Origin of the sequence: Salipiger bermudensis, from assembly GCF_019801965.1 — a bacterium.
GTDB lineage: Bacteria > Pseudomonadota > Alphaproteobacteria > Rhodobacterales > Rhodobacteraceae > Salipiger > Salipiger bermudensis_A.
In genome coordinates this window covers 329,850-351,154 of the sequence record NZ_JAHVIA010000007.1, presented here as the reverse complement: position 1 = coordinate 351,154, position 21,305 = coordinate 329,850, and the positions used below count along the sequence as shown (strand labels likewise).

Below are 21,305 nucleotides of genomic sequence, written 5' to 3'. Positions count from 1 at the left end.
ACATGTCCTTTCACTCCACCCTTCGCAACGCCTTGCGCCCGTATTACCAGCGCAACCCCTCCCTGAAACGGATGCTCAAGGCGGCGGATGCCAATGCCGATCTGCTCAAGCACAGCCTGGCCCGCATCAGTCCCTCGGTGATTTCGCCGGATCCGCGCTATCTCTACCTGACGCTGACGGCGGACTGTAACCTGCGCTGCAAGGGCTGTAACTACGGGCGCGATTTCATGCCCGGGCACGAGCTCGAACTGGAGCTGGTGAAATCGGCGGTCGACGATGCCAAGGCGGCCGGGATCGAACGGGTGCGGCTCTATGGCGGAGAGCCCCTGATCCATCGCGACCTGCCGGAGATCGTCGCGCATATCGCGGATCGCGGGCTCGATATGTGGATGACGACGAACGCGGTGCTGCTCAAGGCGCGCGCGGCACCGCTGGTCGAGGCAGGGCTGCGGCACATCTCGGTCGGGTTCTATGGAACGGGCGACGGCTACAACGCCTATGTCCAGCGGCCGTCGCGGTTCCAGAAGGTCGAGGAGAGCATCGCCTATATGCGCGAGACCTATGCCGAGACCGTGAGCATGCATCTCGACTGGCTGCTGATGCGGCCGACCGCCACTCCGGAGGCTTTCGAGGCGACCTGGGCGTTTGCCCGCCGCTACGAGATCCCGCTCTACATCAATCTCGTGCACTACTCGCTTCCCTATTTCGTCAAGGAAAGCCAGGAGCTGCAATTCTCGCCGCAGGACCGCCCCGCGCTGGAGCGTCTGTCGGAGCGGCTTCTGGAATGCAAGGCCGAGCGCCCCGACCTGGTGGTGAATTCCGAGCCGGGGATCCGCTCGATTCCCGACTGGCTGATCAAGGGCCCCGAGATGCGCGTGCCCTGCACCGAATACCAGCTGATCTGGGTGGGGCCGGACGGCACCGTGCAGATGTGCTACGTCACCTTCGAGCTTGGCAACCTGCATCAAGACCGCCTGTCGGAGCTGCTCTTCACCGAGGCGCACCGCAAGGCGGCGCGCGACGCGCACGCGCTCAACTGCCCGAATTGTCATTGCAGCTACGACAAGCGCGTGCTGGCGCACGGACCCTCGCGCCGGGCCTATCGCGGCGGGCCCGCGCTGGGCCCGCACTCGCCTGGATCGGCTTGATTTCCCTTCAGCCGAGCGACTTGTCGCTGGCGCCGGCGTCGCCATGCACCCAGTAGCCCGCCGCCTTGAGATGCTGCGCCGGGTGGCCGCGCTCGTCGAGGAAATGCGCCTTCAGCGCCTTGGCGACCTGCGCCTCGGCGGCGATCCAGACAAAACCCTTGCCCTCGGGAAGGGTCAGCGCGCGCGTGGCATCGAGCAGGGCGCCGGCCTGATGCGCCTCCGTGACCGGGCGGTGCACCCAGTGGCTTTCCATCAGCGCCCCGGTCTCGAAGTGCTGCTCGTCCTCGGCGCCGGGGACGGCGGCGAGGGTGATGACGCGCGGTCCGGCGGGCGTCTCCTCGACACGGCGCCCGATGGCGGGCAGGGCGGTTTCGTCGCCGATCAGAAGCCACCAGTCGAAGACCGGCGCGATGACGGCGGAGCCGCGCGGCCCGCCGATGCGCAGCTCGTCGCCGGGAGCGGCGTTGATCGCCCAGTCGGTGGCCGGGCCGGCATCGTGGACGGCGAAGTCGAGCACCAGCTCGCGGCGCTCGGTGTCGAAGCGGCGCGGGGTATACTCGCGCATCTCCGGTTTCTCGCCGCCTCCGTCGAAGATCAGCTTGATGTGGTCGTCGGCACCAAGGCTCGTGAAATCGGCCAGCTCGTCGCTGTGCAGCACCATGCGGATCATGTTCGGCGTGAGATAGCCGGTCTCGCGCACCGTGAGGGTGCGGCGCTTGAGTTCGTGGCGGTGCCTCGTGATGATTTGGTCCATGGGAATTCCTGTGTCTGAATGGGGGCTTGCAGCGTCTACTTCGCGCCGCTGGCAATCTTGTGCGCGGTCTGGCGCAGCGTCTCGGCAAGGGCCTCGATGACCGAGGCATCATTGTTGCAGGCCGCGAGGCGCTGGCGCAGGGCCAGCTTGATGTCGTCCATCGCGGCGACGATCTCCTCGGGCGCGTTGGCGCGGTGGCTGGGCGGCATGGTGCGGGTCAGCAGCTCGTCGGCAGCGGCGCGGTTGGCCTCGATGAAGGCCTCGCCCTCGGCGGTGATGCGCGAGAGCTTGCGGGCATTCTCGTCGGGCTCGACGCGGATGTAGCCAATCTCCTCGAGCCAGGAGAGGCTCGGGTAGATCACCCCGGGGCTGGGGCAGTAGGCACCGTTGAAGCGCTCCTCGATGGCCTTGATGATCTCGTAGCCGTGGCGCGGGCTCTGCGCGATCATCGCGAGGATCAGCAGCCGCAGCTCGCCATACTCGAAGAGCCGTTTCGGGCCGCGCTTGCCCTCCTTGCGGGGGCGCGCCTCGTTGGGGCCTTGCGGGCCCTTGCGGTGAGGACGAGCGGGTCGGGAGCCGTGTCGCATGGCGGGGGCCTTCGAGAGCGGGTTTCTAGATATATCGTGATATCCGATATATCGAGACAGCGGCGCGACACAAGGCGCGGGGCAAGGCAGAGCCCGCACAAGGGCTGTGCGGTCGCCGCAGAGCCGGCGCGCAAATCATTGTTTGGAAAAGGTTTCCGGCTCGGCGTAGCGGGTGTCACACGTTGACGTGACAGGGCCTCCCGCATCGAATGAATGCGACGCGCCTGCCGTGTCGAGAGCCCGGAGGGAGACCGCCCGGATCAGGTCTGGGGGATGCCTTTGCTCGGCCCGAGGCGCTTTTGCGCCGCGATGCGGAACGGCGCGTTGGGCCCGCCGAAGCCGGTGTAGCCGGGCCCGCGCTGGACAATCTCGAAGAACATGCCGCTGGCGAAGGCGCGCGAGTAGAGCTGGAAGAACTCCGCCTCGCCATCGCGGTCGTAGAGGATATTCGCGGCGCGCAGACGGTCTAGCAGCCCGTCGGGCATGTCGAAGCGCGCGGCGAGATCGTCATAGTAGTTCGCCGGGATCGGCAGCGGCGCGAAGCCGTTCTCCGTCATCCGCGCGGCGGTGGCGAAGATGTCGTCGGTGGCGAAGGCGATGTGCTGCACCGAGGCGCCGAAGGTCGAGGCGAGGAAGCGGCCGGCCAGCGTGCGGTGGGTCTCGGCGCCGTTGAGGGTGATCTTGAGCCGCCCGGCGGCACTCTCCACGACCTGGCTGCGCACCAGCCCGTCCGGGTCGATCACGTCGACCATCGGCGATTTTTCCATGTCGAAGAGCGTCGAGTAGAACAGCGTCCAGCTCAGCATGTCCTCGTAGGACATGGTCTGCGCGAGGTGGTCGATATGGGTGATGCCGGCATCGTTGCGGGGCGCGGCGCCGGTCTTGGCAAACTCCACGTCCCAGACGCTGTCGAGCCCGCTGGTGGCGTCGATGAAATGCAGCACCGAGCCGCCGAGACCTCGGATCGCCGGGATCGCCAGCTCGCCCGGCCCGGTGGGCTGGGAGAAGGGCGCGGAGCCGAGCGCCTTTGCGCGGGTCACGGTGTCGTCGGCCGAGGAGACCTGCAGGCCGATGTCGCAGACCGAGAGGCCGCGGGTGTTCCAGACATGGCTGGCATGGCCCTCGGTCTCGGAGTTGATGACGATGCGCACGTCGCCCTGCTGCCAGAGCGCCACCTGCTTGTTGCGGTGCTGTGCCGCGTGGGTGAAGCCCAGCGTGCGCAGGAGCTGAGACAGCGTCTCGACCTCGCCGTCGCGGGCGGTGAACTCGATGAAGCTGACATCCTCGGCGCGGACCCGGGGCGGGATCGCGGGCAGGTCGATCTTCGTCTCCGGCTCGACCCGGCGCACATCGTCCATCAGCGCCACCAGAGAGCGGTAGCCGTCCTGCGCGGTGGCCTTGGCGTTGGAGCCGCGGAACTGGTCGTTGAAGATCTCGAGGCTGATCGGGCCGGTATAGCCCGCCGCCATCACCGCCTGCATGAAGCGGCGCACCTCGAGATCGCCTTCGCCCGGCATGTTGCGGAAGTGGCGCGACCAGTAGAGCAGGTCCATGTCGATGGCGGGCGCATCGGCAAGCTGCACGAAGAAGATCTTGTCGCCGGGAATGGCGCGGATCGATTCCGGGTCGATCTTGCGGCCGAGCGTGTGGAAGCTGTCGAGGATCAGCCCGACATGGTCGTGGTTGGCGCGGCGCACGATTTCCCACGCGTCGCGGTGATCGTTGAAATGCCGGCCCCAGGCCAGCGCCTCGAAGCCCACCCGCAGGCCGCGCGCACCGGCGATCTCGCCGAGCTCGGCAAGGTCATCGGCGGCACGCTGGATGCCGCCGAGCGAGCGCGGATGCACCGACGAGCAGATCAGGATCAGGTCGGTGCCGAGCTCCTGCATGACGTCGAACTTGCGCTTGGCGCGGTCGAAGGCCTTGGAGCGCAGCGGCTCGGGCAGGCATTCGAAATCGCGGAAGGGCTGGAAGAGGGTGATGTCCAGCCCCTTGTCGCGGATCATCCGCCCGACTTCGCGGGCGCCGCCATCATGGGCGATGAAATCCTGCTCGAAGATCTCGACCCCGTCGAACCCGGCGGCGGCGATGGCGTCGAGCTTCTCGGGCAGGGCGCCCGAGATCGAGACGGTGGCGATCGAGGTCTTCATGGCGGGGTCTCCCACGGGTTGCGGATCAGAAGCCGAGCAGGGTCGGCAGCCAGGTGACGGTTTGCGGCACGAAGGTGAGGATGATCAGCACCAGCACCTCGACGAGGAAGAAGGGCATGATCGACCGGATGAGCCGCGCCATGCCGACATTGGCCACACCCTCGGCGACGAAGAGGCAGAGGCCGAGCGGCGGAGTGATCAGGCCGATCATCAGGTTGAATATCACAAGGATGCCGAAATGGGTCGGGTCGACCCCCATGCTGACGGCGATCGGGTGCAGGATCGGCACCAGCACCAGCATCGCAGCGATGCCTTCGAGGAACAGGCCCACGAAGAGGAACAGGATGATGACGGCGATCAGGAAGGCGGTCTTGCTGTCGACATTGCCCAGCACCCAGTCGGTCAGCATGTTGGGAATGCGGTTGTAGGTCAGCAGCCAGTTCGCTGCCGCCACCGCCGCGATGATGATCAGGATCACCGCGCTGTCGCGCATCGCCCCCGAGAAGATCCGGGGCAGGGCGGAGAGCTTGATCTTGCGGTAGACGAAGAGCCCGAGGATCAGCGCGTAGCCGACGGCGAAGCTTGCCGCCTCGGTGGGCGTCACCACGCCGGCGAGGATCGAGCCGACAACGAGCACCGGCATCAGCAGCGGGAGGATACCCTGCAGCAGCGCCTGGCCGTTGGAAGGCCCGCCGAGGTCTCCGGTCTGGTCGCCGTGGTCAACCTTCACGGTCAGCATGACATAGCCCGACAGGAACACCGCCAGCAGCAGGCCCGGCACCACGCCGCCGAGGAACAGCGCGGGCACCGAGACGCCCGAGACGATCAGCGCGTAGATGATCACCGGGATCGAGGGTGGGATGATCGGGCCGATCACCGAGGAGGCCGCGGTGAGCGCGGCGGCGAAGCTGCGGTCATAGCCGTGCTTTTCCATCTCGGGGATGAACACCCGGCCGATGGCCGAGGTATCGGCGACCGCCGAACCCGAAAGGCCGGCAAAGATCACCGAGGCCCAGATATTGACCAGCGCGAGGCCGGCGCGCATCCGCCCGACAAGCACGTTGGCGAAGGCGATGATACGGCCGGTGATGCCGCTTTCATTCATCAACTCGCCGGCCAGAACGAAGAGCGGGATGGCCAGCAGCGGGAAGGAGTTCAGCCCCTTGTAGATCTCGGTCGGCACGATGCGCAGCGTGTAGGGCGCATCGCCGGTGGCCATGAAGTAGAGCAGGGCGGCGATGATCGCGATGGCGATGGGCGCGCCCGCCAGAAGGCCCACGATGAGGATGGCATAGACCATGGCTCAGAACTCCCGTCTCTGGGTGAGGCGCTCGACGAGTTTCAGCGCGCCGGCGACGGCGAGCAGCCCGCCCCCGAAGGCGATGGCGTATTGATACGGGCCGACCTTGCCGAGCCAGACCAGCCAGTCGATGCCGGTGGAGGCGGCGAGCCAGTCGGCGGTGCTCTTGAGGCCCGAGCTGTCGACGCTGCCCCGGCGCAGGGCGAAGACGTGCCCGGCATAGGCCAGCGCGATGCCCGAGGCGACGGTGACGACGTCGGCGATCATGAAGAGCACGTGGCGCACGCGGCCCGGCAGCGTGTCGGTCAGTACGGTGAAGCGGATGTGCTGGTCATTGAGATAGGCCAGTGCGAGCCCGAACATGACGCCGTAGATCGTCAGGTAGATCGGCAGTTCCTCGCCCCATGGCACCGAGCGGCCCATGGTGTATCGCCGCAGCGAATTGACGAAGATGATCAGGAAGACGAGCGCCATCGACAGGCCGGCTCCGAAGCCGAACAGCCATCTTGCGGCGCGGGTGAGAGCGGTCATGTCGGCTCCTCCGAATAAAATGGGCCGGGCCCCCCTCGCAGCGGCCCGGCCCCGGCACAATGCGCGCGCTTACTGCGTGGAGTCTGCCACGGCAGCTTGCAGGCGGTCGATCCACTCGGCGTCATCCCCGAGCTCACCGCGCAGGTACTCGACCACGGCGGGCTGTGCCTTTTCCGCGAAGGCTGCGATCTCGTCGGAGGTCGGCGCGTAGACTTCCATGCCTTCTTCCTGCACCTTGCCGACGCCTTCGGCGGTGTTCCACTGCTGGATCGCACGGCCCATGGTGCCGGCGACGCGGGCAGCGCGGGCAACGACTTCCTGCTGCGCCGGCTCGAGCATGTCGTAGAACTCGTCGGAGATCAGGATGAAGTCGGCGGCATAGACGTGGCCGTCGAGGGTCATGTATTTCTGCAGCTTGTGCAGGCCGTTGTTGTAGATCACGCCGACCGGGTTCTCCTGGCCGTCGACCACGCCGGTCGAGAGCGCGTTCGGGAGCTCGGTCCAGGCAATCGGGGTCGGCTCGCCGCCAAGGCCCTTGACCATCTCGACGTAGAGCGGGATCGGCTGGACGCGGAACTTCAGGCCTTCCATGTCGGCGGGCGACTTGATCTCGCGCACACCGTTGGTGAAGTTGCGGAAGCCGGTCTCGCCATAGGCCAGGGTGCGCAAGCCGGTCTTCTCGAGGCAGTGCTCCGCGAGCGCGTCGCCGAACTCACCGTCGAGCACATCCCATGCGACGGTGGCCGAGGAGAAGGTGTAAGGGATGTCGAGCACGGAGGCTGCCGGGCAGACCTTCGACATCGCGCCCGAGACCAGCACCACCTGCGTGAGGTTGTCCTGCGCCTGTGCGATCAGCTCGTCCTCGTTGCCGAGCGCGCCGGCGGGGAAGACCTCGACGGTCATGTCCGACTGACCTTCGACGATGTTCTTGAAGATCTGCGCCGCGGCGCCCTTCTTGGAGCCGGTCCAGTCGTCGGGGTCGACGTGCGCGACGCGGATGGTCTGGGCCATGGCCGAGGTGGCTGCGAGGCTGCCGCAGAGCGCGGTGACGGCCAGCAGAGAAGTGGTGATGGAACGCATGTTGTCCTCCCTTTGCGTTACATGTTGCCCGCGGTGGCGAGCGGGGCCTTGTCGAAGGCGTCGAAGGTTGCCTTCATCCGGTTCGGGTCGGCGGGCCGGCCCGTGAAGAGCTCGAAGGCGCGCACCGCCTGATAGACCGCCATGCCCGAGCCCGGCAGCACGCGGCAGCCCTTGGCGCGCGCGGTTGCGATGAGCTGGGTCTCGAGCGGGAAATAGACGATGTCGGCGACCCAGAGGTCGCTGGCGATGAGATCGGCCTCGATCGCCATGCCCGGCAGCTTGGCCATGCCCATCGGCGTGGCGTTGACAATGCCGGTGGGGCGGTCCGCGGCGAAGAGCGCGGCCAAGTCGGAGACCGCCTGCGTCTCGGTGCCGGGGCGGTTGCCCGCGACCAGCCTGGCCAGCGCCTCGGCGCGGGCCGGATCGGTGTCGAAGATCGAGAGCTTCTGCACGCCGCAATCGGCCAGCGCATGGGCCACGGCAACGCCGGCGCCGCCGGCGCCCAGCAGCACCGCGTGGCGCGTGTCGGCGCCGTCGAGCCCGCGGCGGAAGCTCTCGGCAAAGCCCCAGAGATCGGTGTTGTGGCCGATGCGCTTGCCGTCCTTCAGCACCACGGTGTTGACCGCGCCCACGGCGCGGGCGTTCTCGCTCAGCTCGTCGAGCAGCGAGATCACCTCGATCTTGAACGGGTAGGTGATGTTGAGCCCGTCGAAGCCGGCGGCCTCGGCGGCGGTCACCATGTCGGTGAGCGAGAGTGTCGCGCGCTCGGGCGCATCCATGTCGAGCTTCTCGTAGACCGTGAACAGCCCCTGGGCCTGCGCCTCGCGCATGTGCATCAGGGGGGTGCGCGACAGCATGATGCCGCGGCCAATCAGGCCGGCAAGCAGAGCGTCTTCGGATGTGGTGATGGTCTCCAAACCGGCCCCTCCCCTGGCGGTGTGTCGTTCTGTCGCTGACAATGAACCGTGCGGTTAAATTCGTCAAGGGAATTGAACCGGGGGGTTAAAAAGGTAGAATGCACCTGGAGAGGGAGGCAGGGGTATCCGATGGAAAAGGAAACAAAATCACGTCGCTGGAAGCAGAATCCCGAGGCGGTGAAATCGGATATCCTGCGCGTGGCGCGGTCGGAATTTGCCCGCAAGGGGCTTTCGGGGACGCGAATCGAAGACATCGCGGCCGGCACCAAGACCTCGAAGCGGATGATCTTCTACTATTTCGGGGACAAGGAATCGCTCTACGAGGCGGTGCTCGAGGATTGCTATGCCGAGGTGCGGGCCGGCGAGGCCGAGCTCGATCTCGAGGGGCTGGCGCCGGACCGGGCACTGAAGACGCTGATCGAGTTCACCTTCGACCACCACCGCCGCAACCCGGAATTCATCCGCCTGGTGATGATCGAGAACATCCACGAGGCGCGCCATCTCGACCGCATGGAGCGGCTGCACGGGCAGAACCTGCGCGCCATCGGCGCGGTGGAGAAGATCTGCGAGGCCGGGCTCGCGGCGGGGCTCTTCCGCGAGGACGTCTCGCCGGTGGCGCTGCACTGGCAAATCTCGGCCTTCAGCTTCTTCAACGTCGCCAACCGCGCGACCTTCGCGAGCAATTTCGGCTCGGCGCTGTTCGAGCCGGCGGGGCAGGCGCTTTTGAAGGATGCGGCGGTGCGCGGCATCCTGTGCTCGGTGCTGAGCCAGCCCGAACGCATCGACACGCTGTTTCAGCGCGACCAGGGCTGAGCGCTGCGGGCGCCGGGCGCTCTCAGCCGGTGATCAGCAGGATCCGCACCGGCGCCGGGCGCTGCCGCTTGGCCAGCCGCTTGCGGGCGCTGTCGAGCTTGACCCGCGCCGCCTCGAGCCCGGCAAGCGCCCGGGCACGCTGGTCGTAGAGCTGGCGCATTCGCGAGCCGGGATCGCCCATTGCCGCGCGATAGGGCCGCGCCCCGGACGGGAACCAGCGTTTCATGTCGGACAGGGCGAGGGCCCAGGCGCGGTCGGCCTCGAGATAGCGCTCGTAGGTCAGGCGCAGCACCCGTCGCCGGGTCATCAGTTCTGACTGCATCGTCTCCTCCCTGAGTTCGGATCCAGTACATCCCGAGTATAGCAGCGCCGGAGCCTCGCGCAAAACCGCATGTCGTCGCAGGCCGCGCGGGGCGCATTGATCCCGATCAACGAGATCGGTGCGGCAGGGAGTCAAGATTGCGCGGAGCACGGGGGAGCGAACCATGAGCCTGAAAACCAAGCGCAGGGAATTGCAGGCGGTCAACGGTGCGATTGGACTGGCCTTCGGACTGGGCGGGTTCGTGGGCCATCTCTACGCGCCATCGACCGCGGCGTTCGGGGCGCTGTCGATCTGGATCGTCGGTGCGACGCTGATCAACCTGCTGACCGATCCGCCCGACAAGCGCTGACCCCATCACCTCGGCGAGGTCCCCTCCTGCGCGGCAATGCACCGCAACTGAGGGACAATCGTGCGCCGCGCGTCCTTCTCATGCACCGCGCGCCGAGGGGCCGTGCCCGCCGGGGTATCCGCAGAGCAGCCTCTGGCATCCCGCGCGACCGTCGGACATGACAACGCCCGCATCCCGAGGGAGGGGATGCGGGCGTTGGCGGCCGGTCTCGGGGAGGAGATCAGACCAGCGCGAGGGAGATGGCGGGGATGAAGGTCACCATCATCAGCGCCACGAGCAGCGCCAGCAGGAACGGCCAGCCGCGTTTCACGAATTCGGCAAAGGGTGTCTCGGTGAGGTTGCAGACCAGCAGCATCACCGTGCCGACCGGCGGGGTCAGCGTTCCGAGCGCGAGGTTGAGGATCATCACGATGCCGAAATGCACCGGATCGATCCCGAGCTGCATCACCACCGGCTTCAGCAGCGGCACGAGGATGATCAGCAGCGCGTTGCCCTCGATGAACATGCCCAGCACCAGCAGGATGACATTGACTATGAGCAGGAACAGCCACGGGTTCTGCGTCAGCGACATGATCCACTCGGCCAGCGCCACGCCGGCCTGCTCGAGCGAGAAGATCCAGCCGAGCGCCGAGGACATCATGATCACCAGCAGCACCGCGGCGGTCTGCCGGGCGGTCTGGCTGAAGGCGTCGGTCAGATCGCGCAGCTTCATCTCGCGATAGACGAAGAGCCCGATCACGATGGTCACCACGGTGGCGATGGCGCCGGCCTCGGTGGGCGTGAAGATCGCCAGGCGGATACCGCCGATGATGACGAGGATCAGCAGGAAGGCGGGCCAGGCGTTGGCCAGCGTCGAGGTGGTCTCCTTGGCGGTGGGCCAGCTGGTGCGCGAGGGCTTGTAGCCGTCCTTCTTGGCGACCCAGTAGGTCGCGGCGATGAGCAGCGCGGCGCAGAGCAGGCCCGGCAGGATGCCGGCCACGAACATCGAGCCGATCGAGACATCGGCCACCAGACCGTAGATGATCAGCGCGATGCCCGGCGGCAGGATCGGGGTGATCAGCGCCGAGGCGGCGGTGATGGCGGCGGCGGTGCCGCGATCATAGCCGGCCTTGAGCATGTCGGGCACCAGCATCCGGCACATCATCGCGGCATCCGCGAGGTTGGAGGCCGAGAGCCCGCCCATCAGGGTCGAGAGCATGATGTTGGTATGGCCGAGCCCGCCGGTCAGCTTGCCGACCAGCAGGTCGGCGACCTTGAGCAGCCGCGAGGCGATGCCGGTGGTGCCGAGCAGTGTGCCGAGCAGGATGAAGAACGGGATCGCCAGCAGCGAGGGATTCTGCGTCGGCGCGATCAGGCGCTGCACCGCGATCTGGATCGGGATCTGCTGGAAGAACAGGAAATAGGCCAGGATCGCCGCGAACATCGCGAGGTAGATCCGCATGTTCAGCGCGAACAGCAGGAACATGAAGGGGATGATGATGAACCAGTCCATGTCGCGCGCCTCAGCTCAGGTCTTCGGAGGTGTCGTCGACAGGGGCGACGGGGCGGTTGAGGATCAGCATCCCGACCTTCCACAGCATCACCAGCGCGATGCCGATGGCGCCCACTGTCACCGCGATGTCGATCCAGTACCACGACATGCGCAGGATCTGGGTCTTCTTCAGCGCCGCGCTTTCCGCTAGCCGGTAGCCCAGCAGCGCCATGTAGCCCAATAGGCCGATCGAGATCAGCCCGATCACCACGCTGAGCCAGCGGTTGAGCGTGTCGGGCAGCATCATGGTGATGACGTCGATCTTGAGGTGATGGTCCTCGATCTCGCAGGCGATGGCGCCGAGGAACACGATCCAGATCAGCAGGAACGCGGACATCTCCTCGGTCCACTGGATCGGGTTGCCAAGCAGGTAGCGGGCGATCACGGCGGCGGCGGTGATCGCGATCAGCGCGAAGACCAGCAGGCCGGCCAGCGCCGAGACGAGTTTGTAGGAAAACTTCACGAGGGACCTTCGGAATAGAGGAAGGCCCGCGCGACGAGGGTCGCACGGGCCGGGGTCGGATTACTGGCCGAGCTGCTCCTGGATCTCTTCGTAGAGACCCTCGGACCATTCGGGGAACTGCTCGTAGACCGCCATCGCCTTTTCCTTGAACGGGGCGACGTCGGGGTAGGTGACGGTCACGCCGGCGGCTTCCATGTCGGCGAGGATCTGCTCGTCGGCCTGCGCGGCAAGCTCCTGGCTGTAGAGGCCGGCCTCGTAGCCGGTCTCGTGCAGCATCTCGACGACTTCCGGGTCAAGCGTGTCGAAATAGGCCTGACCGCCGAGCCACAGCGACGTGTTCTGCAGGTAGGAGATCATCGACAGCTCCTTGGCCTGCTCGTGCAGCTTCTGGCCGAACAGCACCGGCAGCGGGTTCTCGACACCGTCGATCACGCCCTGGGTCAGCGCCGGGTAGACATCGCCCAGCGGCATCGGGGTCGGCGTGCCGCCCATCGCCTCGATGGCGCGGATCTGCATGATGTTGTTGGGCGTGCGGATCTTCATGCCCTTGAGGTCGTCCGGCGTCTCAACCTTCTTGGTCGCGAGCAGCTGGCGGGTGCCGTAGAGGTAGTTCTTGATGACGATGTGGATGCCCTGATCCTGCAGCGCTGCCTCTTTCTCCTTGAACCAGTCGGATTCGTAGATGTCGAACAGGCTCTGCGCGTCCTCGGTCAGGTACGGTCCGAACAGGATGCCGAGATCAGGGTCATAGTCGGTCAGGAAGCCCACGTCGGCGATGGTGATGACGTTGACGCCGAGCATGCCTTGCTCGATCACGTCCTTCTTGGCGCCGAGCTGCGAGGAGGGATAGAGCTCGAGCACGACCTCGCCGTCGGAGGCCTCGGCCACCAGCTCTTTCCAGCGGTTCATCACGAGGTCTGCCGGCTCGCCCGGGTTGTTCTCGTAGGCGATGCGGACGGTGGTTTCCGCCAGCGCCGGCAGCGCCAGCATCATCGCGGTGGTGGCGCCGAGCAGGGCCTTGGTGAGAGTTTTCATGGGTCTCCTCCGTATCACGGTTGTTGGGTCGGATGGGATATGCGCTGAACCGGCCAGATGGTGATCGGTTCGGAACGCTGTTCGCGGGAGGTCAGCCAGTTGGCCAGAACCTCGCCGGAATGCTGGAAATGGTCCGACAGCGCGGCGCTGAGCGCGACGGTGTCGTGGCGCTCGAGCGCCGCGATGATGCGGTCGTGCTGGGCCTTGGCGGTCGCGGTGTTGAGCTCCTGCGACTTGCCGACCTCGAGGTAGTATTTCAGCGGCACCGACAGCACGTCGTACATGCGGGTCAGCACCGCGTTGCCGGCGGCCTGCACCAGCCCGTAGTGAAAATCGTAATCCGCCTGTGCGGCTTCGGCGGCGGTCAGGGCGCCCACCATGCGATCGTTGGCGGCGCGGATCTGCGCCAGCCGCTCGGGCGTGACGTGGCAGATCATCAGCGGCGCTGCACCGGTCTCGTTGATGCGACGGAAATTGAGCACGTCGGTGAAGCTGCGTGCCGAGGTGTCGAAATGGTCGGTCAGCTCCTGGAACATGATGCCGAAATCCGGGCGGCGCACCTTGGCGCCGCGCTTGGTCTTCTCGATCAGGGACAGGGCCTCGAGGTGGATCATCGTCTCGCGGATGGTGTTGCGCGACACCTCGAACCGCTCCGCAAGCTCGCGCTCGTTGGGCATGAGATCGCCGGGCTGATAGCCCTCGGCAATCTCGCGTCGCAGCACATCGCGTATCTCCTCCACCGTCGATTTGGCCACCTGCTCCTCCTACAGATCGTGACTTTGGTTGGACCATAGGGCCACAGAAAAACTGTCGTCAAGCCGTCATAAAGCTGTTTGCGCAAACATATCGGTGAGGCAATCCAGGCGGTCAGGACCAGTTGACCGAGGCCAGAAGGGTCTCGCGGGCGGTGTGCAGGTGCTGTTCGAAGGCGTCTCGGGCCTCGCTGCTCCGGCCTTGCAGAATGGGCTGGATGACCGCGAGATGCTCGCGGATCGCCTCGCGGTTCCGCACCGTCTCGTCGCGCTTGTTCCACTGGTAGTGGTAGTGGACGATGATCGAGATGCGGTGCGCGAACTCGTCGTAGAAGCGATTGCGCGCGGCGGCGCAGACCAGCCGGTGGAAGCGCGCGTCGAGGGCGGGAAACTCGGTCATCGCCGAATCGTCACGGGCGAGGAGGTTGATGTGAAGCCGCTCCATCTCGACCATGCGGGGCAGGGCGGGATGGTCGGGATCTGCGCAGAGCCGGCGCATGGCCTCGCGCTCGATGAGCTCGCGCATGTCGCACATCTCGAGCGCGTAGTCGCGGGTGAAGCCGCGGAAGGTCCAGTGTTTGTTGGGGTTCTTCTCGACCAGCCCGCTGACGCGGAAATTCTGCAGCAGGTCGCGCACCAGCGCCACCGAGATGCCGAGCTGCCGCGCCAACTCGCTCTCGTGGATCTGCGCGTTGGGCGGCAGATCGGTGCGCAGGATCCATTCGTGGAATTGCTGCTCGGCGCGCTCCGCCGGTAGCGCGACGTCCTCGGGCGGGAAACGGTCCGCCACCACGGGAGCCCGCAGGAGCACCTTGCGCCGGCCTTCCCATTCGAGAATCCCGAGGCTTGCCAGATGCGAGAGCACGTTGCGCGCGGTGGTGCGCGAGATCTCGAGCTGCTCGCAGAGCTCGGCCTCGGTGCCCAGTTCGCTGCCCGGCTCGAGCCCGGAAAACAGGTCCATCGCCTGATTGGCGGCGGCCTTGAAGGTCTGGTTCTGTCGCGACATGCTGCGCGCCCTCTCGGGTGATCCGTATTTCAACTTGAGCTGAATGTATTTTATTTATAAAAAACCGTAAAGGGGCGCGCGACTCCCTGATCGCTTCCGCGCGCCTTCAGCCGACGGAGGATTCCCATGACCGCGACCGATATGAAGGCTCTGCTCTGCGACGAGCCGGGCAAACTGACCTGCGTGACCCGCCCGCGCCCCGAGGACAAGCCGGGCCATCTGCGCATCCGCATCGAGGCCATCGGCATCTGCGGCACCGATTACCACATCTACGGCGGCAACCAGCCCTTCCTGCAATACCCGCGCGTCATGGGTCACGAGCTCTCGGCCCGTGCCATGGGTGACAGCGCCGACGGCCGCATCAAGGCAGGCGATCTGGTGGTGGTGAACCCCTATCTCACCTGCGGCACATGCCACGCCTGCAGCATCGGCAAGCCCAATTGCTGCGAGAACATCGCGGTGCTCGGCGTGCACACCGATGGCGGCATGTGCGAGGAGATCGTGGTGCCCGAGGGCAATCTCTACCCGGCCGGCGATCTCAGCCCGCAGGCCGCGGCGATGGTCGAGTTCCTCGCCATCGGCGCCCACGGCGTGCGCCGCTCCGGTCTGGCCGAGGGCTCCTCGGCGCTGATCGTCGGCGCCGGTCCGATCGGCGTGGGGGCGGGGCTCTTCGCCCATATCGCCGGCGCCGAGGTCACCCTGCGCGACACCTCGCCCGACCGTCTGGCGCTGGCCAAGGCGATCATCCCGGCGGCAAAGACCGAGCTGGTCTCGGAGATGGCTGACACCGTCTATGACACCGTCTTCGACGCCACCGGCAATATCGGCGCGATGAACGCCGGCCTGAACTACCTCGCCCACGGCGGCAACTACGTGCTGCTCTCGGTGGTGAAAGGCGATCTGAGCTTCGCCGACCCGGAATTCCACAAGCGCGAGACCACGCTTTTCGCCAGCCGCAACGCGCTCAAGGTCGATTTCGAGCACGTCATGGACTGCATGTCCAAAGGGCTCGTACCGGTCGAGAAGATCGGCACCCATCGCACCACCATCGAGGGCGCGGTCGAGGATCTGCCGAGATGGGCCGAGGATCGCGGCAGCGTGGTCAAGGCGCTGATCGAGGTGTCCGCATGAGCGATGTAAAAACCTCCATCGTGCAGTTCGGCACCTCGCGCTTCCTGCAGGCCCATGCCGACCTGTTCTTCTCCGAGGGCACGCCCGCCCGCGCCATCACCGTGGTGCAGAGCTCGGGCGATCCTGCCCGTGCCGCGCGGCTCGGGGCTCTGGCCGCCGAGGGCGGCTTCCCGATCCGGGTGCGCGGCCAGCAGGACGGCAAGGTGGTGGATGAGGAGCGCCGCGTGACCTCGGTCAGGCGCACGCTCTCGACGGCCTCCGACTGGGCCGAGCTGTCGCGGGTGATCACCGAGGAGGCCGAGGCGATCCTGTCGAACACCGGCGACTCGGGCTATGAGCCCAAGCCCGCCGACGATCAGGCGCGCCCGGATCAGGCGATGTCCTATCCTGCCAAGCTCTTCCACCTGCTGGCGGCGCGCCATGCGGGCGGGGGCAAGCCGCTGACCATCTTCCCGATGGAGCTCATCCCCAACAACGGCCGCGTGCTGAAGGCCCGCGTGCTCGAGATCGCCGCCGGCCAGAAGGCCGACCCGGTGCTGATCGACTGGCTGAACGCCTGTCTTTGGGTCAACAGCCTCGTCGACCGCATCGTCTCCGAGCCGATCGACCCGGTGGGCGCGGTGGCCGAGCCTTACGCGCTCTGGGCCATCGAGGCGCAGGACGGGCTGGCGCTGCCGGTGGTCCACCCCTCGGTGCAGCTGGTCGAGGATCTCGAGGAGATCGAGCGGCTGAAGCTGCACATCCTCAACCTCGGCCACACCGCGATGGCCGCGTTCTGGATGGCGGGTGACGCCAATCCCGACGTCATCGTGCGCGACCTGCTCGCGGGCGAGGTGGGCGCCAAGGTCAAGGACGTGATGGCAAGCGAAGTGCTGCCGGGCTTTGCCCTGCGCGGGCTCGGCGACAAGGCCGAGGCCTATCTCGCGGTGACGCTGGAGCGCTTCGCCAACCCGTTCCTCGATCACCGCATCGCCGATATCGCGCAGAACCACGGCCAGAAGCTCGAGCGCCGCATCGGCGCGTTCCTGTCGTGGGTGCGCGAGGTGCAGCCCGACTACGCCGCGCCGGTGCTCGACGGGCTTTGCGCCCGCGAGGAGGTCTGAGATGGCCGCCCCCACGATCATGGTGCTCGACCCCACCGATACGGTGGCGGTGGTGCTGTCGGACATGGCGGAAGGCGAGACCCGCGACGGGCTGACCGCGCTCGAGCCGATCCCGCGCGGGCACAAGATCGCCCGCGTGGCGATGAAGGCTGGTGACCCGGTGCTGAAATACGGGCAGGTCATGGCGGTGGCGAGCCGCGATATCGCCGTGGGCGCGCATGTGCATGTGCAGAACTGTGCGCTGCCAGAGGGCAGCCACGGCGTCAGCGCCGTTCAGGCGCGGCTGCCCGAGGCACCGGCGCGCAACACCTTTCAGGGCTTCGCCCGGCCCGACGGGCGGGTCGGCACGCGCAACTATATCGGGGTGATCGCCTCGGTGAACTGCTCGACCACGGTCTGCGACGCCATCGCCGCCGAGGCCAACCGGACGCTGCTGCCGAAATATCCCAATGTCGACGGCTTCGCGCCCATCGTGCACGACCAGGGTTGCGGCATGGCCAACCAGGGCGAGGGGTTCGACGCGCTTGTCCGCACTCTCAAGGGCTATCGCGACCACCCCAATTTCGGCGGCGTGCTGATCATCGGGCTGGGCTGCGAGGTCAACCAGCTGACGCTTTACAAGCCGACCGAATGGACCAAGGAGCGTTTCAAGACCTTCAACATCCAGGAGGTGGGTGGCTCGCGCTCGGCGGTGAAGCGGGCGCTGGAACTGCTCGAGCCGATCGCGGCGATGGCCAACGAGGATAGCCGCAGCGAGCAGCCTGTCTCGGCGCTGACGCTCGGCATGCAATGCGGCGGCTCCGACGGCTTCTCAGGCATCACCGCCAACCCAGCGCTGGGCGTGGCCTCCGACATGCTGGTCGCCGCCGGCGGCACCTCGATCCTGTCGGAGACGCCGGAGATCTACGGCGCCGAGCACCTGCTGATCGCGCGCGCCGACAAGGAAACCGGCACGAGGATCGAGGACATGATCGCCTGGTGGCGCGACTATGCCGACCGCAACGGCGCCTCGCTCGACAACAACCCGAGCCCCGGCAACAAGAAGGGCGGTCTGACCACGATCCTCGAGAAATCGCTGGGCGCGGTGGCCAAGGGCGGTCTGGCGCCGCTCGCGGGCGCCTATGCATATTCCGAGAAGATTGACCGGCACGGCTTCGTCTACATGGACAGTCCCGGCTACGATCCGGTGGCGGCGACCGGGCAGGTGGCCTCGGGGGCGAACCTCATCGCCTTCACCACCGGGCGCGGCTCGTGCTTCGGCGCCAAGCCCGCACCGTCGATCAAGCTGGCCTCGAATTCGGACCTCGCGCGCTCCATGCCCGAGGATATCGACATCGATTGTGGTGGCGTGGTCGAGCAGGGCGTATCGCTGACCGAGATGGGGCAGCACATCTACGACCTGCTGCTCGATACCGCGTCGGGCAAGAAGACCATGTCGGAAGAATTCGGCTACGGCGACAACGAGTTCGTGCCGTGGAAGATCGGCGCGGTGCTTTAGGGCGCGATGTGAGTTACGCTTTCGAGAGGCGCGGTGCATGGAGGGCCGCGCCTCTTTCATTTCAGGTGAGTGGAAAGGCGGCGGTCCCTAAATCCGGCGGCTGAACCACTCAGGCGCGGGACAAGGCCGAAGGCCGCCGCGCCATCGCCAGCCCGCCCCCGGGGCTGGCGATCTGGTGGGGCTGGGTGCCACGTGTCGTGGTCCTTCGGATGTGGCCGGGATAAATCGAGAGGATCGCCGGTTGGATCGCCATCCCGCGGGCTGGCGACGCCACGACGGCGCCCGATCGTTTCGCTGGACGCTATCTCCGAAAGAAAAGGGCCGCCCCGGAGGACGACCCTTTCGGTTTCCAATATTTACTGCCAGTCACCCAAGCGCCGCGACGCCCGGCAGCTCCTTGCCTTCCATCCATTCGAGGAAGGCGCCGCCGGCGGTGGAGATGTAGGTGAAATCCTCCGAGGCACCGGCCTTGTTGAGCGCCGCCACGGTGTCGCCGCCACCGGCGACCGAGACCAGCTTGCCGGAGGCCGTCGCCTTCGCTGCATGGGCGGCAGCCGCGTTGGTGGCCTTGTCGAAGGGGGCGATCTCGAAGGCGCCGAGCGGGCCGTTCCAGATCAGCGTCTCGGCCCGATCGATTGCCTGCTCCACATGCGCCACGCTGTCGGGGCCGGCGTCGAGGATCATCGCGTCTGCCGGGCAGTCCTCGGCCTTCACGACCTCCGACGGCGCGTTCTCGCGGAACTCACGGGCGACGACCACGTCGCGCGGCAACAGGATCTCGCAGCCGGTCGAGGCGGCCTTCTCGGCGATCTCCTTGGCGGTGCCGGTCATCTCGTGCTCGCAGAGCGACTTGCCCACGTCGATGCCCTGGGCCGCGAGGAAGGTGTTGGCCATGCCGCCGCCGATGACGAGGATGTCGACCTTCTCGACGAGATTGCCGAGCAGCTCGAGCTTGGTCGAGACCTTGGCACCGCCGACCACCGCCAGAACCGGGCGCTTGGGCGTGCCGAGCGCCGCTTCCAGCGCCTCGAGTTCAGCCTGCATCAGCCGGCCGGCGCAGGCCGGCAGCAGATGCGCCAGCGCCTCGGTCGAGGCATGCGCGCGGTGCGCCGCCGAAAAGGCATCGTTGCAATAGACATCGCCGAGCTTGGCATAGGTCTTGGCGAGCCCGGGGTCGTTCTTCTCCTCGCCCGGCTCGAAGCGGGTGTTCTCGAGCAGCACCACCTCGCCCTTGCCGCAGGCATCGATCACGGCCTCGGCCTCGTCAAGCGTGGCGAAATGCACCTTGGTGCCGAAGGCCGCCTCGAGCGCCGGCAGCAGCATCTTGAGCGACATCTCGGGCACCACCTTGCCCTTGGGCCGGCCGAAATGCGCCAGCAGAACCGGGGTGCCGCCGCGCGCGAGAATGTCCTGCACCGTGGCGCAGACGCGCTCGATGCGGGTGGCGTCGGTGACCTCGCCGTTTTCCACCGGCACGTTGATGTCGACACGGGTCAGCACGCGCTTGCCGTCCAGGTCCATGTCGTCGAGGGTCTTCCAGGCCATCTTGTCCTCCTGTCAAAGCGTTGCCCAAGGTCTGCCCCGAAGCGCCGGCGGGGTCAATGTGCGCGCGTCCCTTGGCATTCGCGCGGGCGCGGATTAAGTCTCGGTCCGTGATATGATGCGCAGGGAGTGATGCGACATGGCCGAGATCAAGGACCCCGAAAACACCATCCTCATGGAGCTGAAGGACGGCACCGTGACCATCGAGCTGCTGCCCGACGTGGCGCCGAAGCACGTGGAGCGGATGAAGGAACTGGCGCGCTCCGGTGCCTATGACGGCGTGGTGTTCCACCGCGTGATCGAGGGCTTCATGGCCCAGACCGGCGACGTGCAACATGGCAACAAGGACAATGGCTTCAACATCGGCCGCGCCGGCACCGGCGGCTCCGACCTGCCCGACCTGCCGGCGGAGTTCTCCAAGCTGCCGCATGACCGCGGCACGCTGGGCGCGGCGCGCTCGATGAACCCGAACTCGGCCAACTCGCAGTTCTTCATCAACTTCAAGGACAACCACTTCCTGAACGGGCAATACACCGTCTATGGGCGCGTCATCGACGGCATGGCGCATGTGGATGCCATCGCCCGCGGCGAGCCGCCCGCGGATCCCGACAAGATGGTCAGTGTCAAGGTGGCTGCCGATGCGTAACCTGATCGCAGCGGCGCTTTGCACCCTGGCCGCGCCGCTCTCCGCGGCGGGGCTCGACGTGACGGTGTCGGGTGAGGGCGCCAACGGCACCTTCCACATCGATCTCTTCGAGGACGTGGCGCCGAACCACGTCGCCCAGATCACCGCGCTGGCGGAAGAGGGCGCTTATGATGGCGTCGCCTTCCACCGGGTGATCGACGGCTTCATGGCCCAGACCGGCGACGTGCAGCACGGCAAGATGGGCTCGGACATGCGCATGGCCGGCATGGGCGGCTCGGACCGCCCCGACCTCGCGGCAGAGTTCTCGGACCGCGATTTCGGGCGTGGTGTGGTCGGCATGGCCCGGTCGCAGAACCCGAACTCGGCCAACTCGCAGTTCTTCATCATGTTCGCCCCGGCGCCGCATCTCAACGGCCAGTACACGGTTGTGGGCGAGGTGACCTCGGGCATGGACGTGGTCGACGCGATCAAGCGCGGCACCGGGCGCAACGGCGCCGTGGTGGGCCAGCCGGACCAGATGGCGACGGTCACCGTCACCGAGTGATCGCTTGAGGCGCGCCCCCTCCGGGGCGCGCACTGGTTTGAGCCGGCCCGCGCCCCTGGCGCGGACCGGCGGCTCAGGAGGGCGCTGCCCTCCTCTTGCCCCG

General features: G+C 66.7%; 22 protein-coding genes. 8 read left to right on the top strand and 14 right to left on the bottom strand.

Annotated elements, in window-relative coordinates; genetic code table 11:
- Positions 1-2: 2 nt before the first annotated feature.
- On the top strand, positions 3-1,148 hold the full coding sequence (locus tag KUV62_RS17365; RefSeq protein ID WP_222604983.1) for a radical SAM protein: 1,146 nt from the start codon (positions 3-5) through the stop codon (positions 1,146-1,148).
- A 7-nt stretch (positions 1,149-1,155) separates the two neighbouring features.
- On the opposite strand, the gene KUV62_RS17360 is transcribed toward KUV62_RS17365, so the two are convergent.
- The 7 genes from KUV62_RS17360 to KUV62_RS17330 form a co-directional block, all read right to left on the bottom strand.
- Positions 1,156-1,902 (bottom strand): siderophore-interacting protein, encoded by a 747-nt coding sequence (locus KUV62_RS17360; RefSeq protein ID WP_222604982.1) that lies wholly within the window; start codon positions 1,900-1,902, stop codon positions 1,156-1,158.
- Positions 1,903-1,937: 35 nt separating this feature from the next.
- Positions 1,938-2,489: a PadR family transcriptional regulator gene (locus tag KUV62_RS17355; protein WP_261395720.1), complete on the bottom strand. Its 552-nt coding sequence runs from the start codon at positions 2,487-2,489 to the stop codon at positions 1,938-1,940.
- A 260-nt stretch (positions 2,490-2,749) separates the two neighbouring features.
- Positions 2,750-4,639, bottom strand: coding sequence for a bifunctional sugar phosphate isomerase/epimerase/4-hydroxyphenylpyruvate dioxygenase family protein (locus tag KUV62_RS17350; protein ID WP_222604981.1), 1,890 nt, complete (start codon positions 4,637-4,639; stop codon positions 2,750-2,752).
- A gap of 25 nt (positions 4,640-4,664) precedes the next feature.
- Positions 4,665-5,939 carry a TRAP transporter large permease gene (locus KUV62_RS17345; RefSeq protein ID WP_222604980.1) on the bottom strand — a complete coding sequence of 425 codons (1,275 nt, stop codon included), beginning with the start codon at positions 5,937-5,939 and terminating at the stop codon, positions 4,665-4,667.
- Positions 5,940-5,942: 3 nt separating this feature from the next.
- The gene (locus tag KUV62_RS17340) at positions 5,943-6,470 is read right to left on the bottom strand and encodes a TRAP transporter small permease (protein WP_222604979.1); all 528 of its coding nucleotides are present in this window, start codon (positions 6,468-6,470) and stop codon (positions 5,943-5,945) included.
- A 69-nt stretch (positions 6,471-6,539) separates the two neighbouring features.
- A complete protein-coding gene (locus KUV62_RS17335; protein ID WP_222604978.1) occupies positions 6,540-7,550 on the bottom strand; it encodes a DctP family TRAP transporter solute-binding subunit in 1,011 nt (336 codons plus the stop codon).
- A gap of 17 nt (positions 7,551-7,567) precedes the next feature.
- On the bottom strand, positions 7,568-8,467 hold the full coding sequence (locus tag KUV62_RS17330; RefSeq protein ID WP_261395719.1) for a shikimate dehydrogenase: 900 nt from the start codon (positions 8,465-8,467) through the stop codon (positions 7,568-7,570).
- 129 nt (positions 8,468-8,596) lie between these two features.
- On the opposite strand from KUV62_RS17330, the gene KUV62_RS17325 reads away from it, so the two are divergent.
- Entirely contained in the window at positions 8,597-9,280 is a 684-nt protein-coding gene (locus KUV62_RS17325; protein ID WP_222604977.1) for a TetR family transcriptional regulator, read from the top strand.
- Between the two features lie 22 nt (positions 9,281-9,302).
- Here the strand turns inward: KUV62_RS17325 and KUV62_RS17320 are convergent, their stop codons facing one another.
- Positions 9,303-9,602 (bottom strand): hypothetical protein, encoded by a 300-nt coding sequence (locus tag KUV62_RS17320; RefSeq protein WP_222604976.1) that lies wholly within the window; start codon positions 9,600-9,602, stop codon positions 9,303-9,305.
- 163 nt (positions 9,603-9,765) lie between these two features.
- Between KUV62_RS17320 and KUV62_RS17315 the strand changes: the two genes are divergently transcribed.
- Positions 9,766-9,951, top strand: a complete 186-nt coding sequence (locus KUV62_RS17315) for a hypothetical protein (protein WP_222604975.1) — start codon at positions 9,766-9,768, stop codon at positions 9,949-9,951.
- Between the two features lie 220 nt (positions 9,952-10,171).
- Here the strand turns inward: KUV62_RS17315 and KUV62_RS17310 are convergent, their stop codons facing one another.
- From KUV62_RS17310 to KUV62_RS17290, 5 genes are all read right to left on the bottom strand, one after another.
- A complete protein-coding gene (locus KUV62_RS17310; protein ID WP_222604974.1) occupies positions 10,172-11,443 on the bottom strand; it encodes a TRAP transporter large permease in 1,272 nt (423 codons plus the stop codon).
- Positions 11,444-11,453: 10 nt separating this feature from the next.
- On the bottom strand, positions 11,454-11,945 hold the full coding sequence (locus KUV62_RS17305; RefSeq protein WP_222604973.1) for a TRAP transporter small permease: 492 nt from the start codon (positions 11,943-11,945) through the stop codon (positions 11,454-11,456).
- Between the two features lie 60 nt (positions 11,946-12,005).
- Positions 12,006-12,980: a C4-dicarboxylate TRAP transporter substrate-binding protein gene (locus KUV62_RS17300; RefSeq protein ID WP_222604972.1), complete on the bottom strand. Its 975-nt coding sequence runs from the start codon at positions 12,978-12,980 to the stop codon at positions 12,006-12,008.
- A gap of 14 nt (positions 12,981-12,994) precedes the next feature.
- The gene (locus tag KUV62_RS17295) at positions 12,995-13,735 is read right to left on the bottom strand and encodes a FadR/GntR family transcriptional regulator (protein WP_222604971.1); all 741 of its coding nucleotides are present in this window, start codon (positions 13,733-13,735) and stop codon (positions 12,995-12,997) included.
- Between the two features lie 112 nt (positions 13,736-13,847).
- The gene (locus tag KUV62_RS17290; RefSeq protein ID WP_222604970.1) at positions 13,848-14,738 is read right to left on the bottom strand and encodes a GntR family transcriptional regulator; all 891 of its coding nucleotides are present in this window, start codon (positions 14,736-14,738) and stop codon (positions 13,848-13,850) included.
- Between the two features lie 126 nt (positions 14,739-14,864).
- On the opposite strand from KUV62_RS17290, the gene KUV62_RS17285 reads away from it, so the two are divergent.
- The 3 genes from KUV62_RS17285 to KUV62_RS17275 are packed head-to-tail and all read left to right on the top strand — an operon-like array spanning position 14,865 to position 18,470.
- Complete coding sequence (locus KUV62_RS17285) at positions 14,865-15,869, top strand: zinc-binding alcohol dehydrogenase family protein (RefSeq protein ID WP_222604969.1); 1,005 nt, start codon at positions 14,865-14,867, stop codon at positions 15,867-15,869.
- A complete protein-coding gene (locus KUV62_RS17280; RefSeq protein ID WP_222604968.1) occupies positions 15,866-16,972 on the top strand; it encodes a mannitol dehydrogenase family protein in 1,107 nt (368 codons plus the stop codon). The genes KUV62_RS17285 and KUV62_RS17280 overlap by 4 nt, the downstream gene beginning before the upstream one ends.
- Position 16,973: 1 nt before the next feature.
- On the top strand, positions 16,974-18,470 hold the full coding sequence (locus KUV62_RS17275; protein WP_222604967.1) for a UxaA family hydrolase: 1,497 nt from the start codon (positions 16,974-16,976) through the stop codon (positions 18,468-18,470).
- A gap of 366 nt (positions 18,471-18,836) precedes the next feature.
- On the opposite strand, the gene KUV62_RS17270 is transcribed toward KUV62_RS17275, so the two are convergent.
- Complete coding sequence (locus KUV62_RS17270; protein ID WP_222604966.1) at positions 18,837-20,015, bottom strand: phosphoglycerate kinase; 1,179 nt, start codon at positions 20,013-20,015, stop codon at positions 18,837-18,839.
- A 136-nt stretch (positions 20,016-20,151) separates the two neighbouring features.
- Here KUV62_RS17270 and KUV62_RS17265 point away from each other — a divergent pair, with 136 nt between their 5' ends.
- Positions 20,152-20,658 carry a peptidylprolyl isomerase gene (locus KUV62_RS17265; RefSeq protein ID WP_222604965.1) on the top strand — a complete coding sequence of 169 codons (507 nt, stop codon included), beginning with the start codon at positions 20,152-20,154 and terminating at the stop codon, positions 20,656-20,658.
- The gene (locus KUV62_RS17260; RefSeq protein WP_222604964.1) at positions 20,651-21,202 is read left to right on the top strand and encodes a peptidylprolyl isomerase; all 552 of its coding nucleotides are present in this window, start codon (positions 20,651-20,653) and stop codon (positions 21,200-21,202) included. Before KUV62_RS17265 ends, KUV62_RS17260 begins: the two co-directional genes overlap by 8 nt.
- The last annotated feature ends 103 nt before the right edge of the window (positions 21,203-21,305 follow it).

Bases quoted from the DNA above. Each gene is read 5' to 3' on its own strand.
- KUV62_RS17320 (WP_222604976.1), bottom strand. From the start codon at position 9,602: ATGCAGTCAGAACTGATGACCCGGCGACGGGTGCTGCGCCTGACCTAC.
- KUV62_RS17290 (WP_222604970.1), bottom strand. From the start codon at position 14,738: ATGTCGCGACAGAACCAGACCTTCAAGGCCGCCGCCAATCAGGCGATG.
- KUV62_RS17260 (WP_222604964.1), top strand. From the start codon at position 20,651: ATGCGTAACCTGATCGCAGCGGCGCTTTGCACCCTGGCCGCGCCGCTC.
- KUV62_RS17265 (WP_222604965.1), top strand. From the start codon at position 20,152: ATGGCCGAGATCAAGGACCCCGAAAACACCATCCTCATGGAGCTGAAG.
- KUV62_RS17280 (WP_222604968.1), top strand. From the start codon at position 15,866: ATGAGCGATGTAAAAACCTCCATCGTGCAGTTCGGCACCTCGCGCTTC.
- KUV62_RS17275 (WP_222604967.1), top strand. From the start codon at position 16,974: ATGGCCGCCCCCACGATCATGGTGCTCGACCCCACCGATACGGTGGCG.
- KUV62_RS17300 (WP_222604972.1), bottom strand. From the start codon at position 12,980: ATGAAAACTCTCACCAAGGCCCTGCTCGGCGCCACCACCGCGATGATG.
- KUV62_RS17285 (WP_222604969.1), top strand. From the start codon at position 14,865: ATGACCGCGACCGATATGAAGGCTCTGCTCTGCGACGAGCCGGGCAAA.
- KUV62_RS17355 (WP_261395720.1), bottom strand. From the start codon at position 2,489: ATGCGACACGGCTCCCGACCCGCTCGTCCTCACCGCAAGGGCCCGCAA.
- KUV62_RS17360 (WP_222604982.1), bottom strand. From the start codon at position 1,902: ATGGACCAAATCATCACGAGGCACCGCCACGAACTCAAGCGCCGCACC.
- KUV62_RS17365 (WP_222604983.1), top strand. From the start codon at position 3: ATGTCCTTTCACTCCACCCTTCGCAACGCCTTGCGCCCGTATTACCAG.
- KUV62_RS17270 (WP_222604966.1), bottom strand. From the start codon at position 20,015: ATGGCCTGGAAGACCCTCGACGACATGGACCTGGACGGCAAGCGCGTG.
- KUV62_RS17310 (WP_222604974.1), bottom strand. From the start codon at position 11,443: ATGGACTGGTTCATCATCATCCCCTTCATGTTCCTGCTGTTCGCGCTG.
- KUV62_RS17350 (WP_222604981.1), bottom strand. From the start codon at position 4,639: ATGAAGACCTCGATCGCCACCGTCTCGATCTCGGGCGCCCTGCCCGAG.
- KUV62_RS17340 (WP_222604979.1), bottom strand. From the start codon at position 6,470: ATGACCGCTCTCACCCGCGCCGCAAGATGGCTGTTCGGCTTCGGAGCC.
- KUV62_RS17325 (WP_222604977.1), top strand. From the start codon at position 8,597: ATGGAAAAGGAAACAAAATCACGTCGCTGGAAGCAGAATCCCGAGGCG.
- KUV62_RS17315 (WP_222604975.1), top strand. From the start codon at position 9,766: ATGAGCCTGAAAACCAAGCGCAGGGAATTGCAGGCGGTCAACGGTGCG.
- KUV62_RS17335 (WP_222604978.1), bottom strand. From the start codon at position 7,550: ATGCGTTCCATCACCACTTCTCTGCTGGCCGTCACCGCGCTCTGCGGC.
- KUV62_RS17345 (WP_222604980.1), bottom strand. From the start codon at position 5,939: ATGGTCTATGCCATCCTCATCGTGGGCCTTCTGGCGGGCGCGCCCATC.